Here is a 19,201-nt window from a genome sequence, read left to right as displayed (position 1 = left end):
ATTAAACAGACAATTTGCTTTTCACTGATTTACGCTGTCTCGCGGGGCTAAGATCATCACGCTTCATAAAGAAGCTACAGAAGATTGCGAAAATCGCCATACTCATGATGTAGGTAATAATCAAATGCGGGCTACCATTACCAATACTTAGGAGTTTGGTGGCAATCAATGGTGCAAGTCCACCGCCTAATACACCTGCGAATTGAACTGAAATCGAGATGCCACTGTAGCGAATTTCGGCAGGAAACTGTCGAGCAAATAACTGAGACTGTGGCGCATACATGATCGGAAACACCACGCCAATTGCTAAAACAATTGCGGTCCATACCAAGACTGGGTCCTTGGTATCCAACATGCTAAAGAACGGATAGCAATACAATGCAAGGACCACTAGACCAAACATAAACATATTACGCTGCCCAACTTTGTCGGATAGATGTCCACACAATGGCGTCATCACCATGATTAAGCCTGCACCACAAATCGTTGCAAACAAAATGTCTTGGCGAGGAATACCCAACTTGGTTGTGGTGTAGGCTAAGGCAAAAGTAGAAGCAATATAGAACCATGCATTTTCAGCAGCACGGGCAAAGATAATCGTGAGTAATTCGCGCGGATGATTTTTAAAGACCTGCATTGCTGGAACTTTAACTTCTTGTGCTTGTTGTTTTACTTTTTCAAAATCTGGTGACTCAGGCACTTTGACACGGATATACCAACCCACACCTAATAATAAAATGCTGGCAAGGAAAGGCAGACGCCAGCCCCAACTAAATAGACTTGCTTCGGGTAAAAGTGAAACTAAACCCAATGCGATCGAGGCCAACATTAAACCACCACCAGCACTTGCTTGAGGTAAACTTCCCCAAAAGCCTTTACCGCCTTCAGGTGCATGCTCCACAGCCATCAACACGGCACCGCCCCACTCGCCGCCCATTGCCATACCTTGAACAAAACGCAAAATCACCAGAAAAAATGTCGCCCAATATCCAATACTTTCATAGGTTGGCAATAGACCAATTAAAACGGTAGGAATCCCCATCATAATCAGTGTGGTTAGCAGCATGGTTTTTCGACCAATTTTGTCCCCAAAATGACCAAAGATAATGCCTCCCAACGGACGCCCAATAAAGCCAACGGCATATGTAGCAAACGCAGCCAACACACCTGTTAATGGATCAAGATTGGGGAAAAACAGTTTATTGAAAATTAATGCTGCGGCTGCACCGTAAATAAAAAAGTCGTACCACTCGATTGTCGTTCCAACCATGCTGGAAATACCCGCCAGACGGTGTGAAGACTTTTTCGGTTGTTGAGGACCTGATCCTTGTATATGCTCCATCGCTACCTCGCCCAATTCTTAGTATTGTCATCCATTCACCACCTTAGAGATAATCCATCCTGATTATATTTATTAAGGTGATCTAATTCTTTTTACATAAACAACTTAAAATAAGAAGCCAAGATTAATATTGATTTATCCTGATAAAAAATTCTAAATAACCTGAGTGCTTCTCATCATCAATGTGAATCAATTGCTTTTTTCAGTCAACACCCTTAATTACTTAAGTAGTTTTTAAAATTCAATAAATAAATTAAATACAATTACTTATAATAAAATCTACCAATATAGACTAAAGTTAAATATAAAAAATGTGATCCATTACAAACTATTCAAAATGCTAAATTTATATGTATAACAACACAAAAATAATCTATTTAGTTTTCATCATATTATAAAAAATCAACGATCGAATACTTGTTATTTCTCGCTATCACGTTATATTCATTATTATACTAAGTAAGGATGCTTATTATGAACTATAATAAAATCGCATTTGATTTTAGCCCTGCACCGATTGTTGTATTAAGTTATCGACACATGATGGAAATGAATGCTGCTTTTGCTAATCTGTTTGGCTATGAGCGTGGTGAATTAATTGAGCAATCCATAGTTAAAATTTTTCCTAGCCTTGAGGATTATGAAAAGGTCGGGAATGATGCATTGCAAAGCTTATTGTTAAAAAAAAGCCATTATTATTCTGATCAACGCTTTATGCAGCACAAAAATGGCGAAATTTTTTGGACACATACCCATGGGCAAACCTTAACACCTGAAGATCCCTTTAAATTGATGGTCTGGCATTTTGAACGTAAAGATCAGGTGTTGTCTTCTAAGCAAAAATTGACTAAACGTGAATCAGAAATTACCCAATTGATTGTCAATGGATTTACTTGTAAAGAAATTGCACGAAAATTAGAGCTGTCGCATCGGACCATAGAAGTGCATAAAGCAAATTTAATGAAAAAGTTGGGCGTTCGCTCCAAAGCAGAACTGACCTCAAAAATTATTATTCGAGAAAAATGATATAGACAAAAAAATGATCACAGTTGAATTGCTGTGATCATTGATGAACCTCAAAAAAATTAAGCTTTTTTCACAAATTCTGACTTTAACTTCATGGGACCAATGCCATCAATTTTACAATCAATATCATGCCCATCATTACTGTCTACCAGTAAACGAATACTTTTGACTTTGGTTCCTACCTTAACCACTGCAGAAGAACCTTTAATTTTTAAGTCTTTAATCACTGTCACTGAATCGCCATCTGCCAAGATATTGCCAACAGCATCTTTAATCGTCACGCTGTCATCTGCTGTTACTTGCTCGCCATCTTTCCATTCATAGCTACATTCTGGGCAAATCAATAAATCGCTATCTTGATAGGTATATTCTGAATTACATTTTGGACAATGTGGCAAAGACATAATAAGCTCAATTTCGGTTCAAATCACAATCATAGCATTTTAAGATTTTTCATCAACTTAAAAACCATAATAAATATAAGGAATAATTTAAAATCAACCGTGATCATTAAAACTAGGCTTTATGATTTAACACATCCAGCAAAACACTGACATGATTTCGCCCTTGATTTTTGGCTGCCGTTAATAAGGTTATAGGACCTTGTGCTATCAGTTTCCGCAGCTCTTCTAACTGTACTGTAACCTGTGATAATTCAATGTGATAACGTTGTTGAAACTCATCCCAACGGTTTTCGCTATCCTCGTGATACCATTTTCTGAGTTCATTGGACGGGGTAATTTCTTTCGGCCATAAGTCAATCTTAGCATCGTCTTTTTTAATACCACGTGGCCACAAGCGATCAACCAGAATTCGTTGACCATCTGTTTCTGAAATCGCATCATAAATTCGTTTGCTATAAATCGTCATTGTTATTCCGAACCGAAGTTATTCTAAAATTATTCCAAATGATGAGAAATATGGTTGTGTAAAGTGACAATGGGGTCATAAAAACACCTTGTCCCCCCATCACAGCTTAGCCTGCAAACATAGGCGAGGCTTGGTGCTTACTCAGGCAATCAATGATTGAATTGTATTGCCCGTTTAATGGATGATAGATGAATGATATAAATACCAAAGCAGATCTATAGCGATAGTTTATAGGTCACTCACGCGAGTTTATTGATCTGGAATTGTTGGATTGACCAAGAGACCAAGTAATTGCAAAGACTCTTGCCATCCCAAATAACAAGCCTCAACAGGAATCACTTTAGGAATACCTGACTGGGTAATATTGACTTCCGTTCCGACAAGCACACCTTTTATTTCAATGATTACTTCAATTTCGCCAGCGAGTTCAGGATTATCAAATCGATCAAAATATCGTATGCGTTGGTTGGGAATCAGCTCTGCATAAGTTCCACCAAATGAATGGATTGTACCTGTAGAGAAATTGGTAAATGACATTCGATAAGAACCACCAACCGTAGCATCCATTTGATGAAGTTTTGCTGTAAAACCATGTGGAGGCATCCACTTTACAATTGCATCTGGGTCTAAGAAAGCTTTATAGACTCGCTCTGGTGGTGCACTAAAAACGCGATGTAACTTTACCGTATTACTCATACTCATTTCCTTGACTATTATTGTTGTTGAAAATCAAGTTTAGCGCTGTACAAAGCTTTCATTTGTATGGTTTGAGTAGTCTGAAACTTAAAAAAAAGCACATCAACAAGGATATGCTTTTAAAACAATATGCGTCATCTAAAGACCGTTATTCTTCATCATCTTCATCATCAAATATATAGGTTGTACATCCCCAACCATCATATTCACCTTCAAACTGCTCAGCAATTTTACTAAACCATTGCTCTAAATCAACAACATCTTCGTAGTCTGGAATCAGATGAACATATACCGTAATCACCCATTCATTGGGTTGCACTTCTTCATCCAAATACAGTGAAATTTTTTGCTCTTCGTGTAAAAGATAGATTGCACATTTTTCAGCGAGTTCTTGTGTTTTAAAATACACAGAAAACTCGATTTCATGTACCTCTTCTAAATCATCACCATCTTCGTGCATTTGCCAAAGTAGATTACCGTTATCATCTTCTGGGAATTTTTCAAAATCACGAGTCATGGCCAAGCCCTCTTTTAAGGTTATAAATATTATGACTTTTACAATAGCAAAGTTTTATGACAGTTTTAAAATATTGCTTATTCGCACACAAATTACTACTTTTATTTGGCATCAATTTGTAATAAAAATTGAATTAATTCTATGATTAATAAAAATTCATATCTATTGTTGATCTATATTCATTGATGATTAAACCAATAATGAAAGGTGCATGATGCCAAACTTTAACCCACAACAACGACAAGAAATTCTGTTACTGATTCAACAAGGTCGTAAAGTTGAAGCAGTTAAATGGGTCAAAGACCATTCAGATTTAGGCTTGAAAGAAGCCAAGGATTATGTAGAAAATCTGACAGAAAACGCATACAACTTCGCATTTGCAGATACAGCTCAAAGTGATAGTTCCCGTGATATACACTTGCAAATTCCTCAACAAGACATTCTTGCCCTGATCCAACAAAATCGTAAAATTGAAGCGATTAAACTGGTCATGGAAAATTCAAACCTTGGGCTAAAAGATGCCAAAGACTTTGTAGAACAGCTCACTGAAAATCCCAATTTAGCAATCAATCAGTTTCAGTTCGATGATGATTTTTATGACAGTCAGCATCCTCGCTATAAAGCAATTCAGTCGAATTTTGAAACTGGTGAAATCTATGTGTTAGGTCAAGATCATCAAAAAGTGTTGATTGATGAACATCATCCTGACTGGGATGAAATTATGCGTCATTTTTCGCAAGGTGAAACATATGATTCGGCTGCTGCCTACATTGCTGCAATGAAAGCCAAAGCACGTGATAGCGCTGTCAATTCGACACATAATATTCAGTCAATTCCCCGCCCATCCAGCGTGACAACGCAACCTGTCGGTATTGAAGATCAAACCAAGAAAAAAGGCTTACCTATTGTTATGCTTGTTGTGATTGCGATTGTTGCTGTGATTGCCTATCAATTTTTTATCAAGCAATGAGATGCAACACCGCGATAAAATTTAACATGGCAATAAGATTGAATATGCAATGCAAGATGACGAATAAAGTTTAAAACAGTCAAAAGAAAGCCATTCAACTAAACGCTATTGTTCTCATCATTTAAATTATTCGAGGTGCATATGTACCAATTGAATCAAACACAATTACAAGCATTGCTTGATCTGCTTGAACACCATCAAACAGAACAAGCAGAACAATTCCTTATTGCACAACTTCAACTAAATCCAACCGCAGCAAAAAATTTAGTCCGCATCCTATACGAATCATCAGATGCGCTTCAGGCTTTTAAAGCAAACCCTCAAATTTTATCGGGCGAAATGCCGAATATAAAAAATGAAAGCAAGGCTTTTGAATTCAACTTTTCATCAAGTACGGTGAAAATGACCAATCAGGATGGTAAGACCATTGAAATCAATGATCAACATCCCGACTGGCAAGAGATCAAAAAACAATTCCAAATCGATTTGACTCAACCAGATGCTTTATCCAAATTTGCCGAAAATTTTATGCAAGGACAGACGCAAAATACCTCATCACAAGCAAAGTCTTCATCTTATGATTCAACAAGCCCAACTCACGCTTCGGTTCAAACCTCAGGGGTGGAAGACTTGAGTCATCAGAATAAGTCCAGCAGCATGCTGTTATTGATTGGATTTCTTGTTTTGATTGGGATTGCAGCCTTTTACTATTTTAAAACATGATTGATCAGTACGAAAATTAACTCAGCTCAATAATATCAATGGTTGGTGGTACTCTAAACCGAAAAGGCACACCCACCATACCGGTACCGACACTGACAAATACATCGGCATTTTCATGCTGATACAAGCCTCGTTTATGACCGAGGATAGAAACTTTTTTCATTACATAACTGGTCAACCACGGCAATTCAACTTGCCCACCATGAGTATGTCCAGACAGCATCAACGGACGTGTAGGCAACTGTGGCACCATATCTACCGTATCGGGGTTATGTGACAAAATTAACCACGGTTTGTCTTGAGGTAAATCGGGCATATAACGCATATCCGCCTTGCCTGCCCATAAGTCCCCGACACCGATTAAGCGAAAATCATCAAATTCAACAATTTTACCTTCAATATCCATGACGTTATTGGCCTCTAAGGCACTGGCCAATAAGGCTTGAATCGGTGGTCCTGGATACTGCTCATCATGATTACCATTTACTGAATAAACCGGAGCTTCGATCTGTTTTAAAATCGCCAGTTCTTCAACCAATTTATTTTCAGGTTCATAGGTCCAATCCCCTGCAACCACAACAAAATCGGGTTGAGCCAAATTAATTTTTTTGACAATTGTTTTAAGCTGACGCTCATGTCCAGAAAACAGACCAATGTGTAAATCTGCAAGCAACGCAACTTTAATCGGTTGAGTAAAGCTTTTCTCCTGCCCCAACGAATATTGTATATGCTGAACATGAACCCGATGTGGTTCAATAAAGCGTGCATAAATCAGTAATGCACTGAGCAAGAAAATAAAAATACTTTCATGTAATGAGAATTTTCCGATATATCCTGCATAAATGCTAAAAAATAACAACGGAATTAATAAATAAGACAGGTAGAATGCCAGTAAATGGACGAAAGACTTAAAAGGATGGATCGTTTCAGTTCTAGATTGACTTAACCAGGCTTGGCTTACTCCCCATACCGCAAGCACAATGAAGCAGAGATAAAAAATTGATGTAACAGTTAGGGTTGGAAACATATTCAATCTCGCAAGTCGCGTGTACTTGTCATCTCTTTATTTATCTTTTGAAAAGGCTACATTGGCATTTCATAAATGGATTGCATTTCGGCAAACATCGACGAATTGTCAATATATCCTCAGGCAATTATACTCTAGCTCTGAGAAATCTTAGAAAATATTATGCAAAGAACGATCAATCGTAATACCCAATTACAGCAAAAAGCTCACAATCACCATGCTTCAAAATATTGGGTGATGATCGGTTCTTGCCTATTACTCAGCCTTTCTGCCTGCTCAACCCTACCTCGACAAGAAAATATTAAACCCGAATATGCCTACGATATAGACACCAAAGACACCCCTTTGGCGCAAATTATTTCTCCATTAAAAGCGCAAAACCCTGAGTTAACCGGTTATCACGTTCTTTATGATCCGCTGGAAGCAATCGCAGCACGCATCAATTTAATTGAAAAAGCACAAAAAACTTTAGATTTGCAATATTACATTTGGGACAATGACAAAATTGGCTCATTGGCTTTATACAAAATTATTGAAGCCGCAGATCGCGGTGTTAAAGTTCGTTTACTGATTGATGATAATAATGCCAAACAAATGGAAGGGGTTTATCTCGCCTTAGATCAACACCCAAACATTGAAGTAAAACTATTTAACCCTTACCGTTTTAGAAGTATTCGCCCCATCGACATGGTGCTGGATTTAAAACGTATCAATCGTCGCATGCATAACAAGACCTTTACTGCTGACAATCAAATTTCATTAATTGGCGGACGTAATATGAGTAATCAATATTATAACGTCAGTGACAATTACCAATTTTCAGATGTTGATGTGATGTTGGTGGGGCAAGCGGTAGATGATATTACCCACTCCTTTGATGAATACTGGAATCATAGCTACGCTTATCCGGTGAGAAATATTGTCAATCACAGTACCTACACCTTACGTTATGACAGTCTAAAAGAACAATTGACCCACCATTACCAAGAAATTACCGTTCAAAATTATTTGAATTTAAGTAATCGCACCCATGCTTTTGATCAATGGCTCAATCATAATATTCAACTGGATTGGGTCAAAGCAGAAGTGGTCAAAGATGCCCCAGATAAAATTCAGGCCAAGGCCAAAAAAGAACAACATCTTAACTTTCAAATGGTGAAACGCTTAGATATCCCGACTCAAAATGTCGACCTGATTTCTGCTTATTTTGTTCCGCAAAAAAAAGGCGCAAAGAAACTGGTTGAGTTGGCAGATGAGGGCGTTAAAGTACGTGTCCTGACCAACTCATTTAAAGCCAATGATGTCGCATTGGTGCATGCATTTTATGCAAAATATCGAGATAATTTATTAAAAAATGGGGTCGAGCTTTATGAGTTTCTGCCTGCCGTTTCTGAAGAAAATCTCTATGCCAATTCAGAAGAAATCTCAAAGAAAGCCAAAGTTAGCTTAAAAGGCTTAAGCCGTTCTAGCTTGCATGCCAAACTGATGGCTGTGGATAATAAACAAGTGTTTATTGGCTCATTTAATTTCGACCCACGTTCAGCCAACTTAAATACTGAGATTGGGGTCATTATCAACAGTCCACCGTTGGCGATTGCCGTACATAAAACTATGGACGATAATTTAAAAAAATATGCTTATAAGCTGGTTTTAGATTCACAGAATAAAATCAACTGGCTCAAAGAAACGCCTCAAGGCATTGTCACTTTAAGAAAAGAGCCAAAAATGAAGTGGTGGCAAAAAGCAGGAATTAAGGTGATTTCTTGGTTACCGATTGAGGGCTTTATGTAATCCTGAATAGTTTCACATATATGGTATAAGCACTGAATAAGCAAAGTAAGACCATTCATGAAAATTTGCATAATACATGGTGTTTTCACTGCCTTATATTTTGAGAAAAGTTTAGATCGATTTGCGTAGGCGATGCTCTACTTTTCTCGGGCGAAAAGTAGCAAAAGCCCTTTGTTGGTCAAAGGGGATATCCTTATCGCCCTTGACCAACGGCGGCATCCATGCCGCCAAACGCGATAGCGATGTCAGGTAAAATCGGCTGATGGAAAAAGCAAAAACCATTTTATTTATGTCAAGTTAATAATATTGATCGGTATAATATCTAAAAAATGTTGAGCATGAGTGAGGCAATATCGTTGAGAAAAAATAATGCCTTCACTGTATTTTTGAATCTGAAATCAGGCGTCCTAACTTTTTCTTTTTCGAACAATCCTCGTTATGACTATGCTCCAGTGACAAATATTCTGCCTGCTGAGTAAAGATCATGATCATCTATTCTGATAAAAAATAAAGACGTTTTATAAACCTACACACTCTCGCAGACAGCTTCCCTTGGCCTATTCAAAACAGTCAGAGACATCATTTTGAATAGATCGTTAATCTGTTAGGACTTCTTTCTGTAGATCTTCCAAACCTTTTTGCATCATCAATTGCACTTGTTGCGTCAGACTTTCAACAGTATGCCCTTCTGTTGCAATCGCCGGAAAGGTTTTGAGATGCGCCACAACCTTTGGCATTTCCAGCACAGCTTGGACATGTTCGACAAATGTGGTTTCGCCAATAAAAGGCACTACGGTATCTAATTGCCCATGTTGATTTACATAGCAAATCACACAGACTTGTACGGGTTTCTTGGCTTCGATTGCCGCACCTAAGATCCGACCATGTACTTTTTTAACTTTTGAACCATCTGTGGTGGTTGCTTCAGGGAAAAACAACACTGGAATATCTTTACTTAAGAACTCAGCGATTTGCTCTCGGATACGCACCGAATCCCCTGAACCACGTTTAATAAATAAGGTTCCACCACCTTTAGCCAAATTGCCAAAAACTGGCCATTTTTCAATTTCAGCCTTCGCTAAAAAGAATACCCGTGCCCCTGAACCTAAAACTGCAATATCCAACCATGAAATATGATTACTTACCCACAATGCTGGTTCACGCGGAATATCGCCATGTACACGCACGTCGACATTAAATACTTCACTTAAACGGCGACAAAAATACTGAACATAACGGGTATTTTTAGGATTATTGGGATCTTTATAGAGTTGATGGCGGTAAACCAGATAAAAACCTTCTGCAACAGCAGATGTTCCTGATACCAGTTTTTTACTGTACAAAAAGACTTTAGATAAAGCACTTAATTTCGATGATTTTGACTTTTTGATTGCTTGTTGTTGAGTCATAGATATTCACTAAACAAAATGTATGTCATATTAAACTGACACTATTGTATACATATCTAAATCAACTTGCATTCATCATTAAAGACAACAACATTGATTTACTGTGCGAAATGAATAGCCAAATCAGCTCAACGCTAAATTGTGGCAAAAATTACGCGCCATCAAGCAGCTATGGATTTTTACTAAATTTTAACTTCCCCGTTAACATAACAGGAAAATCCAAATTAAGATTTCACAATAAATTCATATATTTATAATTTTATTGCAATACTTTGCATACAGCTTAGGATTTAACACAGAATATCCTTTAGAATGATTTTTCTAATCTAATGTCTGAGTTTTACAATCTGTGGAATACTTTGATCAAAATCAAGGTGGTGAAAAAACCATTTTAGTCAGTGTGAATGTTCAAATCTTAGAAGATCTTGATGCAGAAGAATTTCGATTACTGGCTAAATCTGCGGGCGCGGATATATTAGAGCATTTAAGCGTACAACGGATTAAACCCGATCCTAAATTCTTTATTGGTTCAGGTAAAGCAGAAGAAATTGCTGAACAAGTTGAGGCAGATGAAGTCGATTTGGTTATTTTCGACCAAGCACTGTCACCCGCTCAGGAACGTAATTTAGAACGTATTTTAAAATGTCGTGTGATTGACCGTACTGGTTTGATTCTGGATATTTTTGCGCAGCGTGCCCGTACCCATGAAGGTAAGCTGCAAGTTGAATTGGCTCAGTTAGATCATCTTTCTTCACGTTTAGTCCGCAGCCGTAGCAATTTGGACAGTCAAAAAGGTGGTATTGGTCTACGTGGACCTGGTGAAACCTTACTTGAAACAGATCGACGTCTATTACGCATCCGTATGGAACAGCTTAAAGATCGTCTGGAAAAAGTCCGAAAAACACGAATTCAAGGCCGTGCTGCTCGTCAAAAAGCCAATATCCCAACCGTGTCTTTGGTCGGTTATACCAACGCAGGCAAATCAACACTTTTTAATATTTTGGCAAATAGTGATGTTTATGCAGCGGATCAATTATTTGCCACACTCGATCCAACCTTACGCCGTTTAGATTGGGATGGTATTGGCACGCTTGTTCTTGCAGACACTGTTGGTTTTGTGCGCAATCTCGCTCATTCTTTAGTCGAATCCTTTAAGGCAACTTTGGAAGAAACTTTAGAAGCCACTTTACTGTTACATATCATCGATTCGAGTAGTCCAGATGTTATGGAACAGATTGATGCCGTAGAAACGGTGTTAAATGAAATTGGCGCAGATGTTCCAATATTAAGAGTTTATAACAAGATCGATCAAAGCGGAGAAGAAGCCAAAATCGTTTATGCCAAACCGCACCAACCTGAGCGTGTTTATGTTTCAGCCCATACACAACAAGGCTTAGACTTATTACGTAAAGCTGTACATGAATGTTTGATGGGGCAAATTCAACGTTTTGAACTACAATTAAAACCCGCTTATGGCAAGTTAAAAAATCAACTTTACGATCTTAATGTCATCGAATCTGAACATTATGATGATGAAGGCAACTTACAATTGGTGGTTGCCATGGCACCACAAAAACTGGAACAGCTCATCAATCAGGCACATTTACCGCTCGTTGAAATCCTTGGCAATAAGGCAGAACAATTTAAAAGGCCGTTAGAAGAGTTTGAAATAAAGCGCTAAATCGGTTAAAACGTGAAAGATCAATTTTTATAAATAAACACACATGGATCAGTTAAAAGGTATCGATTGGCAAGCATGGATCTTCACAATAGGACTTATCATCTTCTTTCGTGAAGCTTCTGTGTTGGTGATGTCACAATTTAATCATCCTGAATTGGGCAATTTAACAGGTCTACTCAGCCTACTGTTTGTGTTGGTTTTATGGCGTAGATTCAAAAAAATCCCTGCCCGTCTGGTCGATACCAATAATAAATTAATGAGAGAAAGTGGCTTTGCTTTCCTACCGATATGTGCGGGTTCTTTAATCATGCTGGTCAGTATGGGAAAAGAGATCCCCTTATTTCTGGTTGTGATGTTTGTCAGCACACTGATTCCACTCTGGATTTATGCAAAAATGGCGAAGAAGTGGCTATAGGAGGCTGATATGTTAAGTGTACTCACTGGGTTTTTAATCACGCTAATTGCCTATTTGGCAGCGAAACCAATTAATAAACGCTTTCCTCAAATTCCGCTTCTGGTCATTGGCATGTTTTTTGTGATTGGAATTTTAATGATCTTTAAAATTCCTTATGAAAAATACAATACAGATATGAATGGTCTATTTAGCCACCTACTCGGTTATGTCACTGTGGCATTGGCTATTCCATTAGCCGCAATGCGTTATGATGATTTACCACTGAAATCTGTTGTCGGGATCTTGGTGTTTGCCAGTATCAGCGCTGTTGCATTACCCATGAGTTTGGCTTATTTACTGCATATGTCAGAACCGACCATCATGGCCTTTGCCACACGTGCTGTGACTACGCCAATTGCAATCAATATTGCAACTTTATTGCACTCACCAGTCACATTGGTGATTTTGATCGTTATTTTATCGGGTGTGATTGGGGCCGCATTTTCATCAATTATTTTACGCAATATTAATGATGAACGTGCGTCTGGCTTAGCTTTAGGACTGGCTGCACATGCCATCGGAACGGCCCAAGCTTGGCAACGTGGCGCAGTTGCAGGTCGTTATGCAGCCTTTGGAATGGCAGTAAATGCGGTGTTCACAGCTATCTGGTTGCCAACCTTCATACTTTTTATAAAATAAATGTGATTTAGTTTACTTTTCACATGATTGCCTAGAGTAATTATTCAGCTTAAGATGAACTATTCTTTCCCCCATTTTGATAAGGAATCAATAAATGAGGTTTAATAAGTTCATCTTAGGGACATTATTTTCTGTTTTAAGCTGTAGCAGTATGGCAAAAGATATCACTGGTACTTGGAAAAATATCGATGATAAAACTGGCTCATCTAAAGCTGTGCTTGAAATACGCAAAGAAGCCAATGGCACATATACTGGTAAAATCATCAAAATTACCCCACGTCCTGGTTATACTCCAAAAGAAACCTGTATAGACTGTCCAGCGCCTTATACCAATAAACCCATTTTAGGTATGGATGTTCTTAAAAATCTCAAACAAACCAGTGAAGAAGATTATGTCGGTGGAAAAATTATTGACCCACTTACAGGTAAAATTTACTCCATGAAAGCCAAACTCAACTCAAACGGTAATCGCTTGATGTTAAGAGGTTATGTGGGGGTGTCTGCACTTGGTCGTAGTCAAACTTGGATTCGTGAATAAGGTCTTATTCACTGATCACAACATTTAAACTTAAAAGAAAATAGGTATGCTTATGAAAAAAGGAATTTTCAGTTGTATGCTACTGGGAATGATCAGCTGGACACATGCAGCTGACATCACTGGCACATGGCGCACTGTTGATGATAAAACAGGTTATGTTCGTGCACATATTCAAATCGAGAAACTAAAAGATGATACTTATGTCGGGAAAATCATTAAAGATTTTCCTGCACCCGGCGAAGCTGCTTTAACACAATGTCGCAATTGCCCCGCACCCTTTACCAATAAACCCATTATTGGCTTAACTATTTTACAAAAGTTAAAAGCTGATCCAAACAACCCAAACAGCTATATTGGTGGTGAAGTTCTGGATCCTCGCGGAGGAAAAATTTATCATGGCAAAGCCCGCTTAAATGCAAGTGGAAACCGCCTGACCTTACGTGGCTATCTTGGTATTTCGCTGATTGGTCGAAGTCAGACATGGATTCGACAAGAATAATTTGCTTTTTAATTGATAGATAAATTCGCCATTTAAAAGATTAAAATCATTGAAAATGGCGCATTTACACTATGCTTGAATCTCGTGATATTGCCCAAAATAAAAGCCACATGTTGTGGCTTTATTCATATCAAAAAACAGGATTATCGACACTAAAAAGTTTTTGATCTTCTAGTCGATAAGCCAGCAGTTGATGCCCCCAAACACAGCCACCATCGACATTTTGGATTTGCGCATTGATGCGCTCACCTTGCAACGCTGCCCAATGTCCAAAAACGATTTGATGAGTTTTTGCTGTCTGCGATTCAAACTTAAACCATGGCTGAAAACCTGCTGGCATCGGCTCATCTAAAGCATCTTTAAAGCTAAACTCTAAACGACCTTGTGCATCAGTCAGGCGCATACGGGTTAAATAATTGGTAATACAGCGTAAGCGAGCATGACCTTGTAAATCATCAACCCATAAATCTGGCTCAGTGCCATACATCTCTTTTAGAAATGAATCCAGCACAGCAAAGTCATCATGCGCTAAGACTGCTTCTACTTCTTTGGCCAACGCGGCAGTCTTTTCCGCATCCCAAATATTCGGGATACCCGCATGGGTCAAAATCGTCTTTTCATTGGGAAATAAACACAAAGGCTGTTTACGCAACCAATCAATCAACTCATCACTTTCTAAAGCATGAATGACATCATCAATATGGTCTTTTTCTTTGAGTTTTTTGATCCCACGTGCAACCGCCAGCAGATTTAAATCATGATTGCCAAGGACTGTCGCAGCATTGCCTTGTTCGCATAATTTTTTGATAAAGCGTAATGCACCCACTGAATTTTCACCACGCGCGATTAAATCGCCCGCAAACCAAATAAAATCTTGATCAGCATCGAACTGGATTTCTTTGAGTAGTGCTTTCAGTGCTTCAAAACACCCTTGTACATCACCAATCACATAATTATATCTGACTTTTTCCAGCGCCATTTAAGCCACCATTTGGTCAGATAATGCAACAAACTGAGCCAATGTTAAGGTTTCTGGGCGTGCCATTGGATCTACACCAGCATTTTCAAAACCATCTTCAACCAACATGCCTTTTAAGCTATTACGTAATGTTTTTCGGCGTTGGGTAAACACATGCGATACCAAACGAGCCAAGGCTTTTTCACTTTTAGCAACAATTGGTTTAGTCGCATAAGGCTCTAAACGGAATACCGCAGATGTTACTTTTGGTGGTGGATTGAATGATCCCGGTGGTACTTCAAATAAGAAAGTAGGTTTGCAGAAGTATTGAATCATCACCGACAAACGCCCATATTCTTTGGTGTTTGGAGATGCGGTAATACGATCAACCACTTCTTTTTGCAACATAAAATGCATGTCTTTGACTTTGTCACCAAATTCCAAGAGATGGAAAAGCAAAGGCGTTGAAATATTATAAGGTAGGTTTCCGACCACACGTAAAGGGCGGCCTTCCTGAAATAATTCAGTAAAATCATATTTTAACGCATCAGTTTCAATGATGGTGAGGCGTTCAGGATGTGGTACTCGACCCGGCAAGCCTGCTGCCAAGTCACGATCCAGTTCTAGCACTGTCAAAGCATCACATTCACCATTTAAAGGTGAAGTTAAAGCGGCTAAACCCGGTCCAATTTCAACAATATTTTCCCCTGATCTTGGGGCAACAGAACGAACAATTTTGGCAATCACACGTTGGTCATGTAAGAAGTTTTGTCCAAAACGCTTACGCGTATGATGCCCTTCATCTTTAGGGTTTAAGGCATTAATTTGATACATAAAAAAAATCCAACGTGATAAATAAGGTTGTTTACAAATTAATTCGAGCGAGCGAGATCAAGCGCTAAATCGACAGCGACATGCAAACTTGAACTTTTTGCAAGGCCTGTGCCTGCAAGGGAGAGCGCAGTACCGTGATCAACTGAGGTCCGAATAAAAGGTAAACCCAAAGTAATATTAATGGCTTCGCCAAATCCCTGCGATTTTAACACAGGTAAACCCTGATCGTGATACATCGCCAAAACAGCATCAGTACCTTTTAAATGATCCACAGTAAATAAAGTATCAGCAGGCATACTTAAACTCATGTCTATACCTTGCGCTCGATAACTTTCAAGCACTGGATTAATCGTATCAATTTCTTCATGACCTAAGTAGCCACCTTCTCCAGCATGCGGGTTTAAGCCACACACCAAAATACGCGGGTGATTAATTTTAAATTTTGTTTTTAAATCATGAATAAGAATATCAATCACCTGATGGAGACGCTGTTTGGTAATGGCATCTGCAACGTCCCGCAGCGGTAAATGCGTGGTCACTAAAGCGACTCTTAACGTTTTTGTTGCAAGCATCATGACCACACGTTCCACACCTGCAAACTCTTGGTAATATTCCGTATGACCGCTGAAGTGGATCCCTGCGTCATTGATAATTGACTTTTGTACTGGCGCTGTAGCAACACCAACACTGAGTCCTTGCATGGCATAGTATGCAGTTCGGCGTAATTGTTCGATCACATATGCAGAGTTTTGCGAGTTTAACGTCCCTAAAGCAACATCCACGGCTAAAGGAACATGTTCCACATAGAGCTGACCTTGAGCCAAACACTCCGTCTGCCCTTGATACTCAATAAACTGAATACTTTTGTTTAAAATTTTGGCACGATCCCTCAACATATTGATATCAGCCAATACTACAACTGGACGATCATCAATACGATCAGCCAAATCTAAACAAATATCTGGGCCAATGCCAGCAGGCTCACCACTGGTTATATATAAAGGAAGCATCTAGAACTCTTTTAACAGACCTTGCATAGATAGTATACATCGGTTCTAAATTATCATTTCCAATTCAAGTTCATTTTTATATCGAATATAACGGAAACATGTAAAAAATAAACCAAAAACAATTTCTCAAGAAAACTATATGACTCAATTGTAAACATTTTTTGTATTTCAGTTTTAGAAAGCTGAAATTTATAATGAAAAATATATATAAAAATACATTACTTATGCTGTAAATCAGCAATAAAATTAGCACGATTACAACTTAAGCTTAAAGTCTAAAAGAAATATCCTTTCCAAGACTATACCGCCCTACATATTTTCATCATTCTCATCTAAGTCAAAAGTTATCTATTCGATGACGATTCTTTTAGCAATTCATTCTATAAAAATTAACGGATTGAATATCACATCTTAAACAGAATGCTTAAAGCTGACTTTTAGACGCTGGCCGAGTTTCTGGTTGAGCTTGCTCTTGATCAATCTCAGAGAAATCAAGCATCGATTCAACCTCTCTCTCACACTTGGCTGGATCAATATGTTGATCAAAGATTATTCTGACTCGATGGTCTGGTTCAACTTTCCCATAGACTGTATATTCGCCACTTTGACTTTTATCATCATCATCCTTCCATTGCACGACCGCATCGACTTCTTCACCAATAGGGATATGTTGCGTTTGAATAAGTAGTCCAATCGCTTGGCAAGGATATGCGGATTGAATTTCTTCACTAAAATCGACCGTCATCCATTTGGCATCCAGAATCGTATCCAGTTCTTCTTGCTGTTGTTTTCTTGCTGCTTTTTCTTCCTTGGTGTTTCCTGCTTGTTTTATTTTTTCATTTTCCCATGCTTTTTCATTTTCTAATATGTTCTTTGGATTCATTTGATTGAACTGGGCTTGCTGATCCAGCAAATCCGCTTGAGCAAAACTAAGGTTTAAGTTACCTACACCCAATAGCAGTAGAACGAATTTTATTGAATTTATTATTTTCATTTTTGCCTGACTTATTTTCTTTATATCACTTTAATTATTCATGAATCCCGTCACAATTCCAATATAAATCAGAAAACCTTACAACATTTTATCCAAACTAAGCTTTGCTTTTGGGTACGTTTATCCATATAATGATGCGCTTGAAATTCAATATTTCAATTGCGACTCTAACTCTTTTCAGATAGAATTCGCACTCCTTTTTGTTTGGACAGATTCCATAGTCCAAACCAACTATAATAGGTAGTGGTTTAATGAAAACTCTCAGCGCTAAGCCAGCTGAAGTTCAACACGACTGGTATGTTGTTGATGCTTCTGGCAAAACTTTAGGTCGCCTTGCGACTGAAATCGCTCGTCGTTTACGCGGTAAACACAAAACTTCTTATACGCCTCACGTTGACACTGGTGACTACATCGTTGTGATCAATGCTGAACAAGTACAAGTGACTGGTAAAAAATCACTTGATAAGAAATACTATCGCCACACTGGTTTCCCTGGTGGTATTCGTGAAACTAATTTCGAAAAATTAGTTGCTCACAAACCAGAAGAAATCTTCGAACGTGCTGTAAAAGGCATGTTGCCAAAAGGTCCTCTTGGTTACGCGATGATCAAGAAAATGAAAGTGTACGCTGGTACTGAGCATCCTCATACTGCTCAACAGCCACAAGTTTTGGACATCTAAGGGATACAGCACATGGCTACTAACTATGGTACAGGTCGCCGTAAGACCGCAACTGCACGTGTTTTCCTATCAGCTGGTACTGGTAAACTCGTAATCAACAACCGCACTCTTGAACAGTATTTCGGTCGTGAAACTGCTCGTATGGTTGTTCGTCAACCACTTGAGCTTTTAGAAGTTACTGAAAAATTTGACCTTTACATCACTGTTGCTGGTGGTGGTATCGGTGGTCAAGCAGGCGCTATCCGTCACGGTATTACTCGTGCATTGATCGCTTCTGACGAGACTTTAAAACCTGCTCTTCGTCAAGCTGGTTTCGTTACTCGTGATGCTCGTGAAGTTGAACGTAAGAAACTTGGTTTACGTAAAGCTCGTAAACGTCCTCAATTCTCTAAACGTTAATTCGTTTACCGAATCGGACAAAAAACCTCGGCATTTGCCGAGGTTTTTTTATGGGGTAAAACTAGGGTCTGTAGACATTTCATAAATGGCTTGCGTTGTAGGTTAAAATTGAGCAGGCAAGGCAGGAAACGAAGAGAATAGCGA

The 19,201-nt window shown here is 38.6% G+C and carries 22 protein-coding genes; 11 read left to right on the top strand and 11 right to left on the bottom strand.

Features of this window, described 5'->3' with window-relative positions:
- Window position 1 precedes the first annotated feature (1 nt).
- Window positions 2-1,342, bottom strand: coding sequence for an MFS transporter (locus tag MTO68_RS04010; RefSeq protein ID WP_034610073.1), 1,341 nt, complete (start codon window positions 1,340-1,342; stop codon window positions 2-4).
- 474 nt (window positions 1,343-1,816) lie between these two features.
- Between MTO68_RS04010 and MTO68_RS04005 the strand changes: the two genes are divergently transcribed.
- On the top strand, window positions 1,817-2,368 hold the full coding sequence (locus tag MTO68_RS04005; protein ID WP_004722910.1) for a LuxR C-terminal-related transcriptional regulator: 552 nt from the start codon (window positions 1,817-1,819) through the stop codon (window positions 2,366-2,368).
- 59 nt (window positions 2,369-2,427) lie between these two features.
- Here MTO68_RS04005 and MTO68_RS04000 read toward each other — a convergent pair whose 3' ends face one another.
- From MTO68_RS04000 to MTO68_RS03985, 4 genes are all read right to left on the bottom strand, one after another.
- Window positions 2,428-2,772: a zinc ribbon domain-containing protein YjdM gene (locus tag MTO68_RS04000; RefSeq protein ID WP_034610071.1), complete on the bottom strand. Its 345-nt coding sequence runs from the start codon at window positions 2,770-2,772 to the stop codon at window positions 2,428-2,430.
- A 112-nt stretch (window positions 2,773-2,884) separates the two neighbouring features.
- Entirely contained in the window at window positions 2,885-3,238 is a 354-nt protein-coding gene (locus MTO68_RS03995) for a DUF488 family protein (RefSeq protein ID WP_244015134.1), read from the bottom strand.
- A 249-nt stretch (window positions 3,239-3,487) separates the two neighbouring features.
- Window positions 3,488-3,934, bottom strand: coding sequence for an SRPBCC family protein (locus MTO68_RS03990; protein ID WP_004722915.1), 447 nt, complete (start codon window positions 3,932-3,934; stop codon window positions 3,488-3,490).
- 148 nt (window positions 3,935-4,082) lie between these two features.
- Window positions 4,083-4,451 (bottom strand): ribonuclease E inhibitor RraB, encoded by a 369-nt coding sequence (locus MTO68_RS03985; protein WP_004722917.1) that lies wholly within the window; start codon window positions 4,449-4,451, stop codon window positions 4,083-4,085.
- A gap of 211 nt (window positions 4,452-4,662) precedes the next feature.
- Between MTO68_RS03985 and MTO68_RS03980 the strand changes: the two genes are divergently transcribed.
- On the top strand, window positions 4,663-5,421 hold the full coding sequence (locus tag MTO68_RS03980) for a ribosomal protein L7/L12 (protein WP_244015132.1): 759 nt from the start codon (window positions 4,663-4,665) through the stop codon (window positions 5,419-5,421).
- Window positions 5,422-5,562: 141 nt separating this feature from the next.
- The gene (locus tag MTO68_RS03975; RefSeq protein WP_244015130.1) at window positions 5,563-6,144 is read left to right on the top strand and encodes a DUF4366 domain-containing protein; all 582 of its coding nucleotides are present in this window, start codon (window positions 5,563-5,565) and stop codon (window positions 6,142-6,144) included.
- A 16-nt stretch (window positions 6,145-6,160) separates the two neighbouring features.
- Here the strand turns inward: MTO68_RS03975 and MTO68_RS03970 are convergent, their stop codons facing one another.
- Entirely contained in the window at window positions 6,161-7,171 is a 1,011-nt protein-coding gene (locus tag MTO68_RS03970) for a metallophosphoesterase (protein WP_096733266.1), read from the bottom strand.
- Window positions 7,172-7,333: 162 nt separating this feature from the next.
- Between MTO68_RS03970 and MTO68_RS03965 the strand changes: the two genes are divergently transcribed.
- Entirely contained in the window at window positions 7,334-8,962 is a 1,629-nt protein-coding gene (locus tag MTO68_RS03965) for a phospholipase D family protein (RefSeq protein WP_244015129.1), read from the top strand.
- A gap of 596 nt (window positions 8,963-9,558) precedes the next feature.
- Here MTO68_RS03965 and MTO68_RS03960 read toward each other — a convergent pair.
- Entirely contained in the window at window positions 9,559-10,371 is an 813-nt protein-coding gene (locus MTO68_RS03960) for a lysophospholipid acyltransferase family protein (RefSeq protein WP_244015127.1), read from the bottom strand.
- 349 nt (window positions 10,372-10,720) lie between these two features.
- Here MTO68_RS03960 and hflX point away from each other — a divergent pair, with 349 nt between their 5' ends.
- The 5 genes from hflX (at window position 10,721) to MTO68_RS03935 (ending at window position 14,182) form a co-directional block, all read left to right on the top strand.
- A complete protein-coding gene (gene hflX / locus MTO68_RS03955; protein WP_244015125.1) occupies window positions 10,721-12,052 on the top strand; it encodes a ribosome rescue GTPase HflX in 1,332 nt (443 codons plus the stop codon).
- A 43-nt stretch (window positions 12,053-12,095) separates the two neighbouring features.
- Window positions 12,096-12,467, top strand: a complete 372-nt coding sequence (locus tag MTO68_RS03950) for a hypothetical protein (RefSeq protein ID WP_034610058.1) — start codon at window positions 12,096-12,098, stop codon at window positions 12,465-12,467.
- Window positions 12,468-12,476: 9 nt separating this feature from the next.
- A complete protein-coding gene (locus tag MTO68_RS03945) occupies window positions 12,477-13,145 on the top strand; it encodes an LrgB family protein (RefSeq protein WP_004722933.1) in 669 nt (222 codons plus the stop codon).
- 94 nt (window positions 13,146-13,239) lie between these two features.
- The gene (locus MTO68_RS03940) at window positions 13,240-13,683 is read left to right on the top strand and encodes a DUF2147 domain-containing protein (RefSeq protein ID WP_004819221.1); all 444 of its coding nucleotides are present in this window, start codon (window positions 13,240-13,242) and stop codon (window positions 13,681-13,683) included.
- Window positions 13,684-13,735: 52 nt separating this feature from the next.
- Window positions 13,736-14,182: a DUF2147 domain-containing protein gene (locus tag MTO68_RS03935; RefSeq protein ID WP_004819219.1), complete on the top strand. Its 447-nt coding sequence runs from the start codon at window positions 13,736-13,738 to the stop codon at window positions 14,180-14,182.
- Window positions 14,183-14,312: 130 nt separating this feature from the next.
- On the opposite strand, the gene MTO68_RS03930 is transcribed toward MTO68_RS03935, so the two are convergent.
- The 4 genes from MTO68_RS03930 to MTO68_RS03915 form a co-directional block, all read right to left on the bottom strand.
- Entirely contained in the window at window positions 14,313-15,161 is an 849-nt protein-coding gene (locus tag MTO68_RS03930; RefSeq protein WP_244015123.1) for a symmetrical bis(5'-nucleosyl)-tetraphosphatase, read from the bottom strand.
- Window positions 15,162-15,974, bottom strand: coding sequence for a 16S rRNA (adenine(1518)-N(6)/adenine(1519)-N(6))-dimethyltransferase RsmA (gene rsmA / locus MTO68_RS03925; RefSeq protein ID WP_004722938.1), 813 nt, complete (start codon window positions 15,972-15,974; stop codon window positions 15,162-15,164). It abuts the gene before it with no gap.
- A gap of 38 nt (window positions 15,975-16,012) precedes the next feature.
- Window positions 16,013-16,984, bottom strand: coding sequence for a 4-hydroxythreonine-4-phosphate dehydrogenase PdxA (gene pdxA / locus MTO68_RS03920; protein ID WP_244015121.1), 972 nt, complete (start codon window positions 16,982-16,984; stop codon window positions 16,013-16,015).
- Window positions 16,985-17,408: 424 nt separating this feature from the next.
- A complete protein-coding gene (locus MTO68_RS03915) occupies window positions 17,409-17,978 on the bottom strand; it encodes a hypothetical protein (RefSeq protein WP_244015119.1) in 570 nt (189 codons plus the stop codon).
- Between the two features lie 251 nt (window positions 17,979-18,229).
- Between MTO68_RS03915 and rplM the strand changes: the two genes are divergently transcribed.
- Both rplM and rpsI read left to right on the top strand, forming a co-directional pair.
- Window positions 18,230-18,658 (top strand): 50S ribosomal protein L13, encoded by a 429-nt coding sequence (rplM, locus tag MTO68_RS03910; protein WP_004722943.1) that lies wholly within the window; start codon window positions 18,230-18,232, stop codon window positions 18,656-18,658.
- Window positions 18,659-18,670: 12 nt separating this feature from the next.
- Window positions 18,671-19,057, top strand: a complete 387-nt coding sequence (gene rpsI / locus MTO68_RS03905; protein WP_004647927.1) for a 30S ribosomal protein S9 — start codon at window positions 18,671-18,673, stop codon at window positions 19,055-19,057.
- The last annotated feature ends 144 nt before the right edge of the window (window positions 19,058-19,201 follow it).

Origin of the sequence: Acinetobacter sp. NyZ410, assembly GCF_022828975.1 — a bacterium.
In the GTDB taxonomy this organism is placed as follows: domain Bacteria; phylum Pseudomonadota; class Gammaproteobacteria; order Pseudomonadales; family Moraxellaceae; genus Acinetobacter; species Acinetobacter guillouiae.
This window is presented reverse-complemented; position numbering and strand designations above follow the sequence as displayed.

What these genes read in the sequence shown, in the direction of transcription:
- MTO68_RS04010 (WP_034610073.1), bottom strand. Translation starts at nt 1,342, where the DNA reads ATGGAGCATATACAAGGATCAGGTCCTCAACAACCGAAAAAGTCTTCA.
- MTO68_RS04005 (WP_004722910.1), top strand. Translation starts at nt 1,817, where the DNA reads ATGAACTATAATAAAATCGCATTTGATTTTAGCCCTGCACCGATTGTT.
- MTO68_RS04000 (WP_034610071.1), bottom strand. Translation starts at nt 2,772, where the DNA reads ATGTCTTTGCCACATTGTCCAAAATGTAATTCAGAATATACCTATCAA.
- MTO68_RS03995 (WP_244015134.1), bottom strand. Translation starts at nt 3,238, where the DNA reads ATGACGATTTATAGCAAACGAATTTATGATGCGATTTCAGAAACAGAT.
- MTO68_RS03990 (WP_004722915.1), bottom strand. Translation starts at nt 3,934, where the DNA reads ATGAGTAATACGGTAAAGTTACATCGCGTTTTTAGTGCACCACCAGAG.
- MTO68_RS03985 (WP_004722917.1), bottom strand. Translation starts at nt 4,451, where the DNA reads ATGACTCGTGATTTTGAAAAATTCCCAGAAGATGATAACGGTAATCTA.
- MTO68_RS03980 (WP_244015132.1), top strand. Translation starts at nt 4,663, where the DNA reads ATGATGCCAAACTTTAACCCACAACAACGACAAGAAATTCTGTTACTG.
- MTO68_RS03975 (WP_244015130.1), top strand. Translation starts at nt 5,563, where the DNA reads ATGTACCAATTGAATCAAACACAATTACAAGCATTGCTTGATCTGCTT.
- MTO68_RS03970 (WP_096733266.1), bottom strand. Translation starts at nt 7,171, where the DNA reads ATGTTTCCAACCCTAACTGTTACATCAATTTTTTATCTCTGCTTCATT.
- MTO68_RS03965 (WP_244015129.1), top strand. Translation starts at nt 7,334, where the DNA reads ATGCAAAGAACGATCAATCGTAATACCCAATTACAGCAAAAAGCTCAC.
- MTO68_RS03960 (WP_244015127.1), bottom strand. Translation starts at nt 10,371, where the DNA reads ATGACTCAACAACAAGCAATCAAAAAGTCAAAATCATCGAAATTAAGT.
- MTO68_RS03950 (WP_034610058.1), top strand. Translation starts at nt 12,096, where the DNA reads ATGGATCAGTTAAAAGGTATCGATTGGCAAGCATGGATCTTCACAATA.
- MTO68_RS03945 (WP_004722933.1), top strand. Translation starts at nt 12,477, where the DNA reads ATGTTAAGTGTACTCACTGGGTTTTTAATCACGCTAATTGCCTATTTG.
- MTO68_RS03940 (WP_004819221.1), top strand. Translation starts at nt 13,240, where the DNA reads ATGAGGTTTAATAAGTTCATCTTAGGGACATTATTTTCTGTTTTAAGC.
- MTO68_RS03935 (WP_004819219.1), top strand. Translation starts at nt 13,736, where the DNA reads ATGAAAAAAGGAATTTTCAGTTGTATGCTACTGGGAATGATCAGCTGG.
- MTO68_RS03930 (WP_244015123.1), bottom strand. Translation starts at nt 15,161, where the DNA reads ATGGCGCTGGAAAAAGTCAGATATAATTATGTGATTGGTGATGTACAA.
- rsmA (WP_004722938.1), bottom strand. Translation starts at nt 15,974, where the DNA reads ATGTATCAAATTAATGCCTTAAACCCTAAAGATGAAGGGCATCATACG.
- pdxA (WP_244015121.1), bottom strand. Translation starts at nt 16,984, where the DNA reads ATGCTTCCTTTATATATAACCAGTGGTGAGCCTGCTGGCATTGGCCCA.
- MTO68_RS03915 (WP_244015119.1), bottom strand. Translation starts at nt 17,978, where the DNA reads ATGAAAATAATAAATTCAATAAAATTCGTTCTACTGCTATTGGGTGTA.
- rplM (WP_004722943.1), top strand. Translation starts at nt 18,230, where the DNA reads ATGAAAACTCTCAGCGCTAAGCCAGCTGAAGTTCAACACGACTGGTAT.
- rpsI (WP_004647927.1), top strand. Translation starts at nt 18,671, where the DNA reads ATGGCTACTAACTATGGTACAGGTCGCCGTAAGACCGCAACTGCACGT.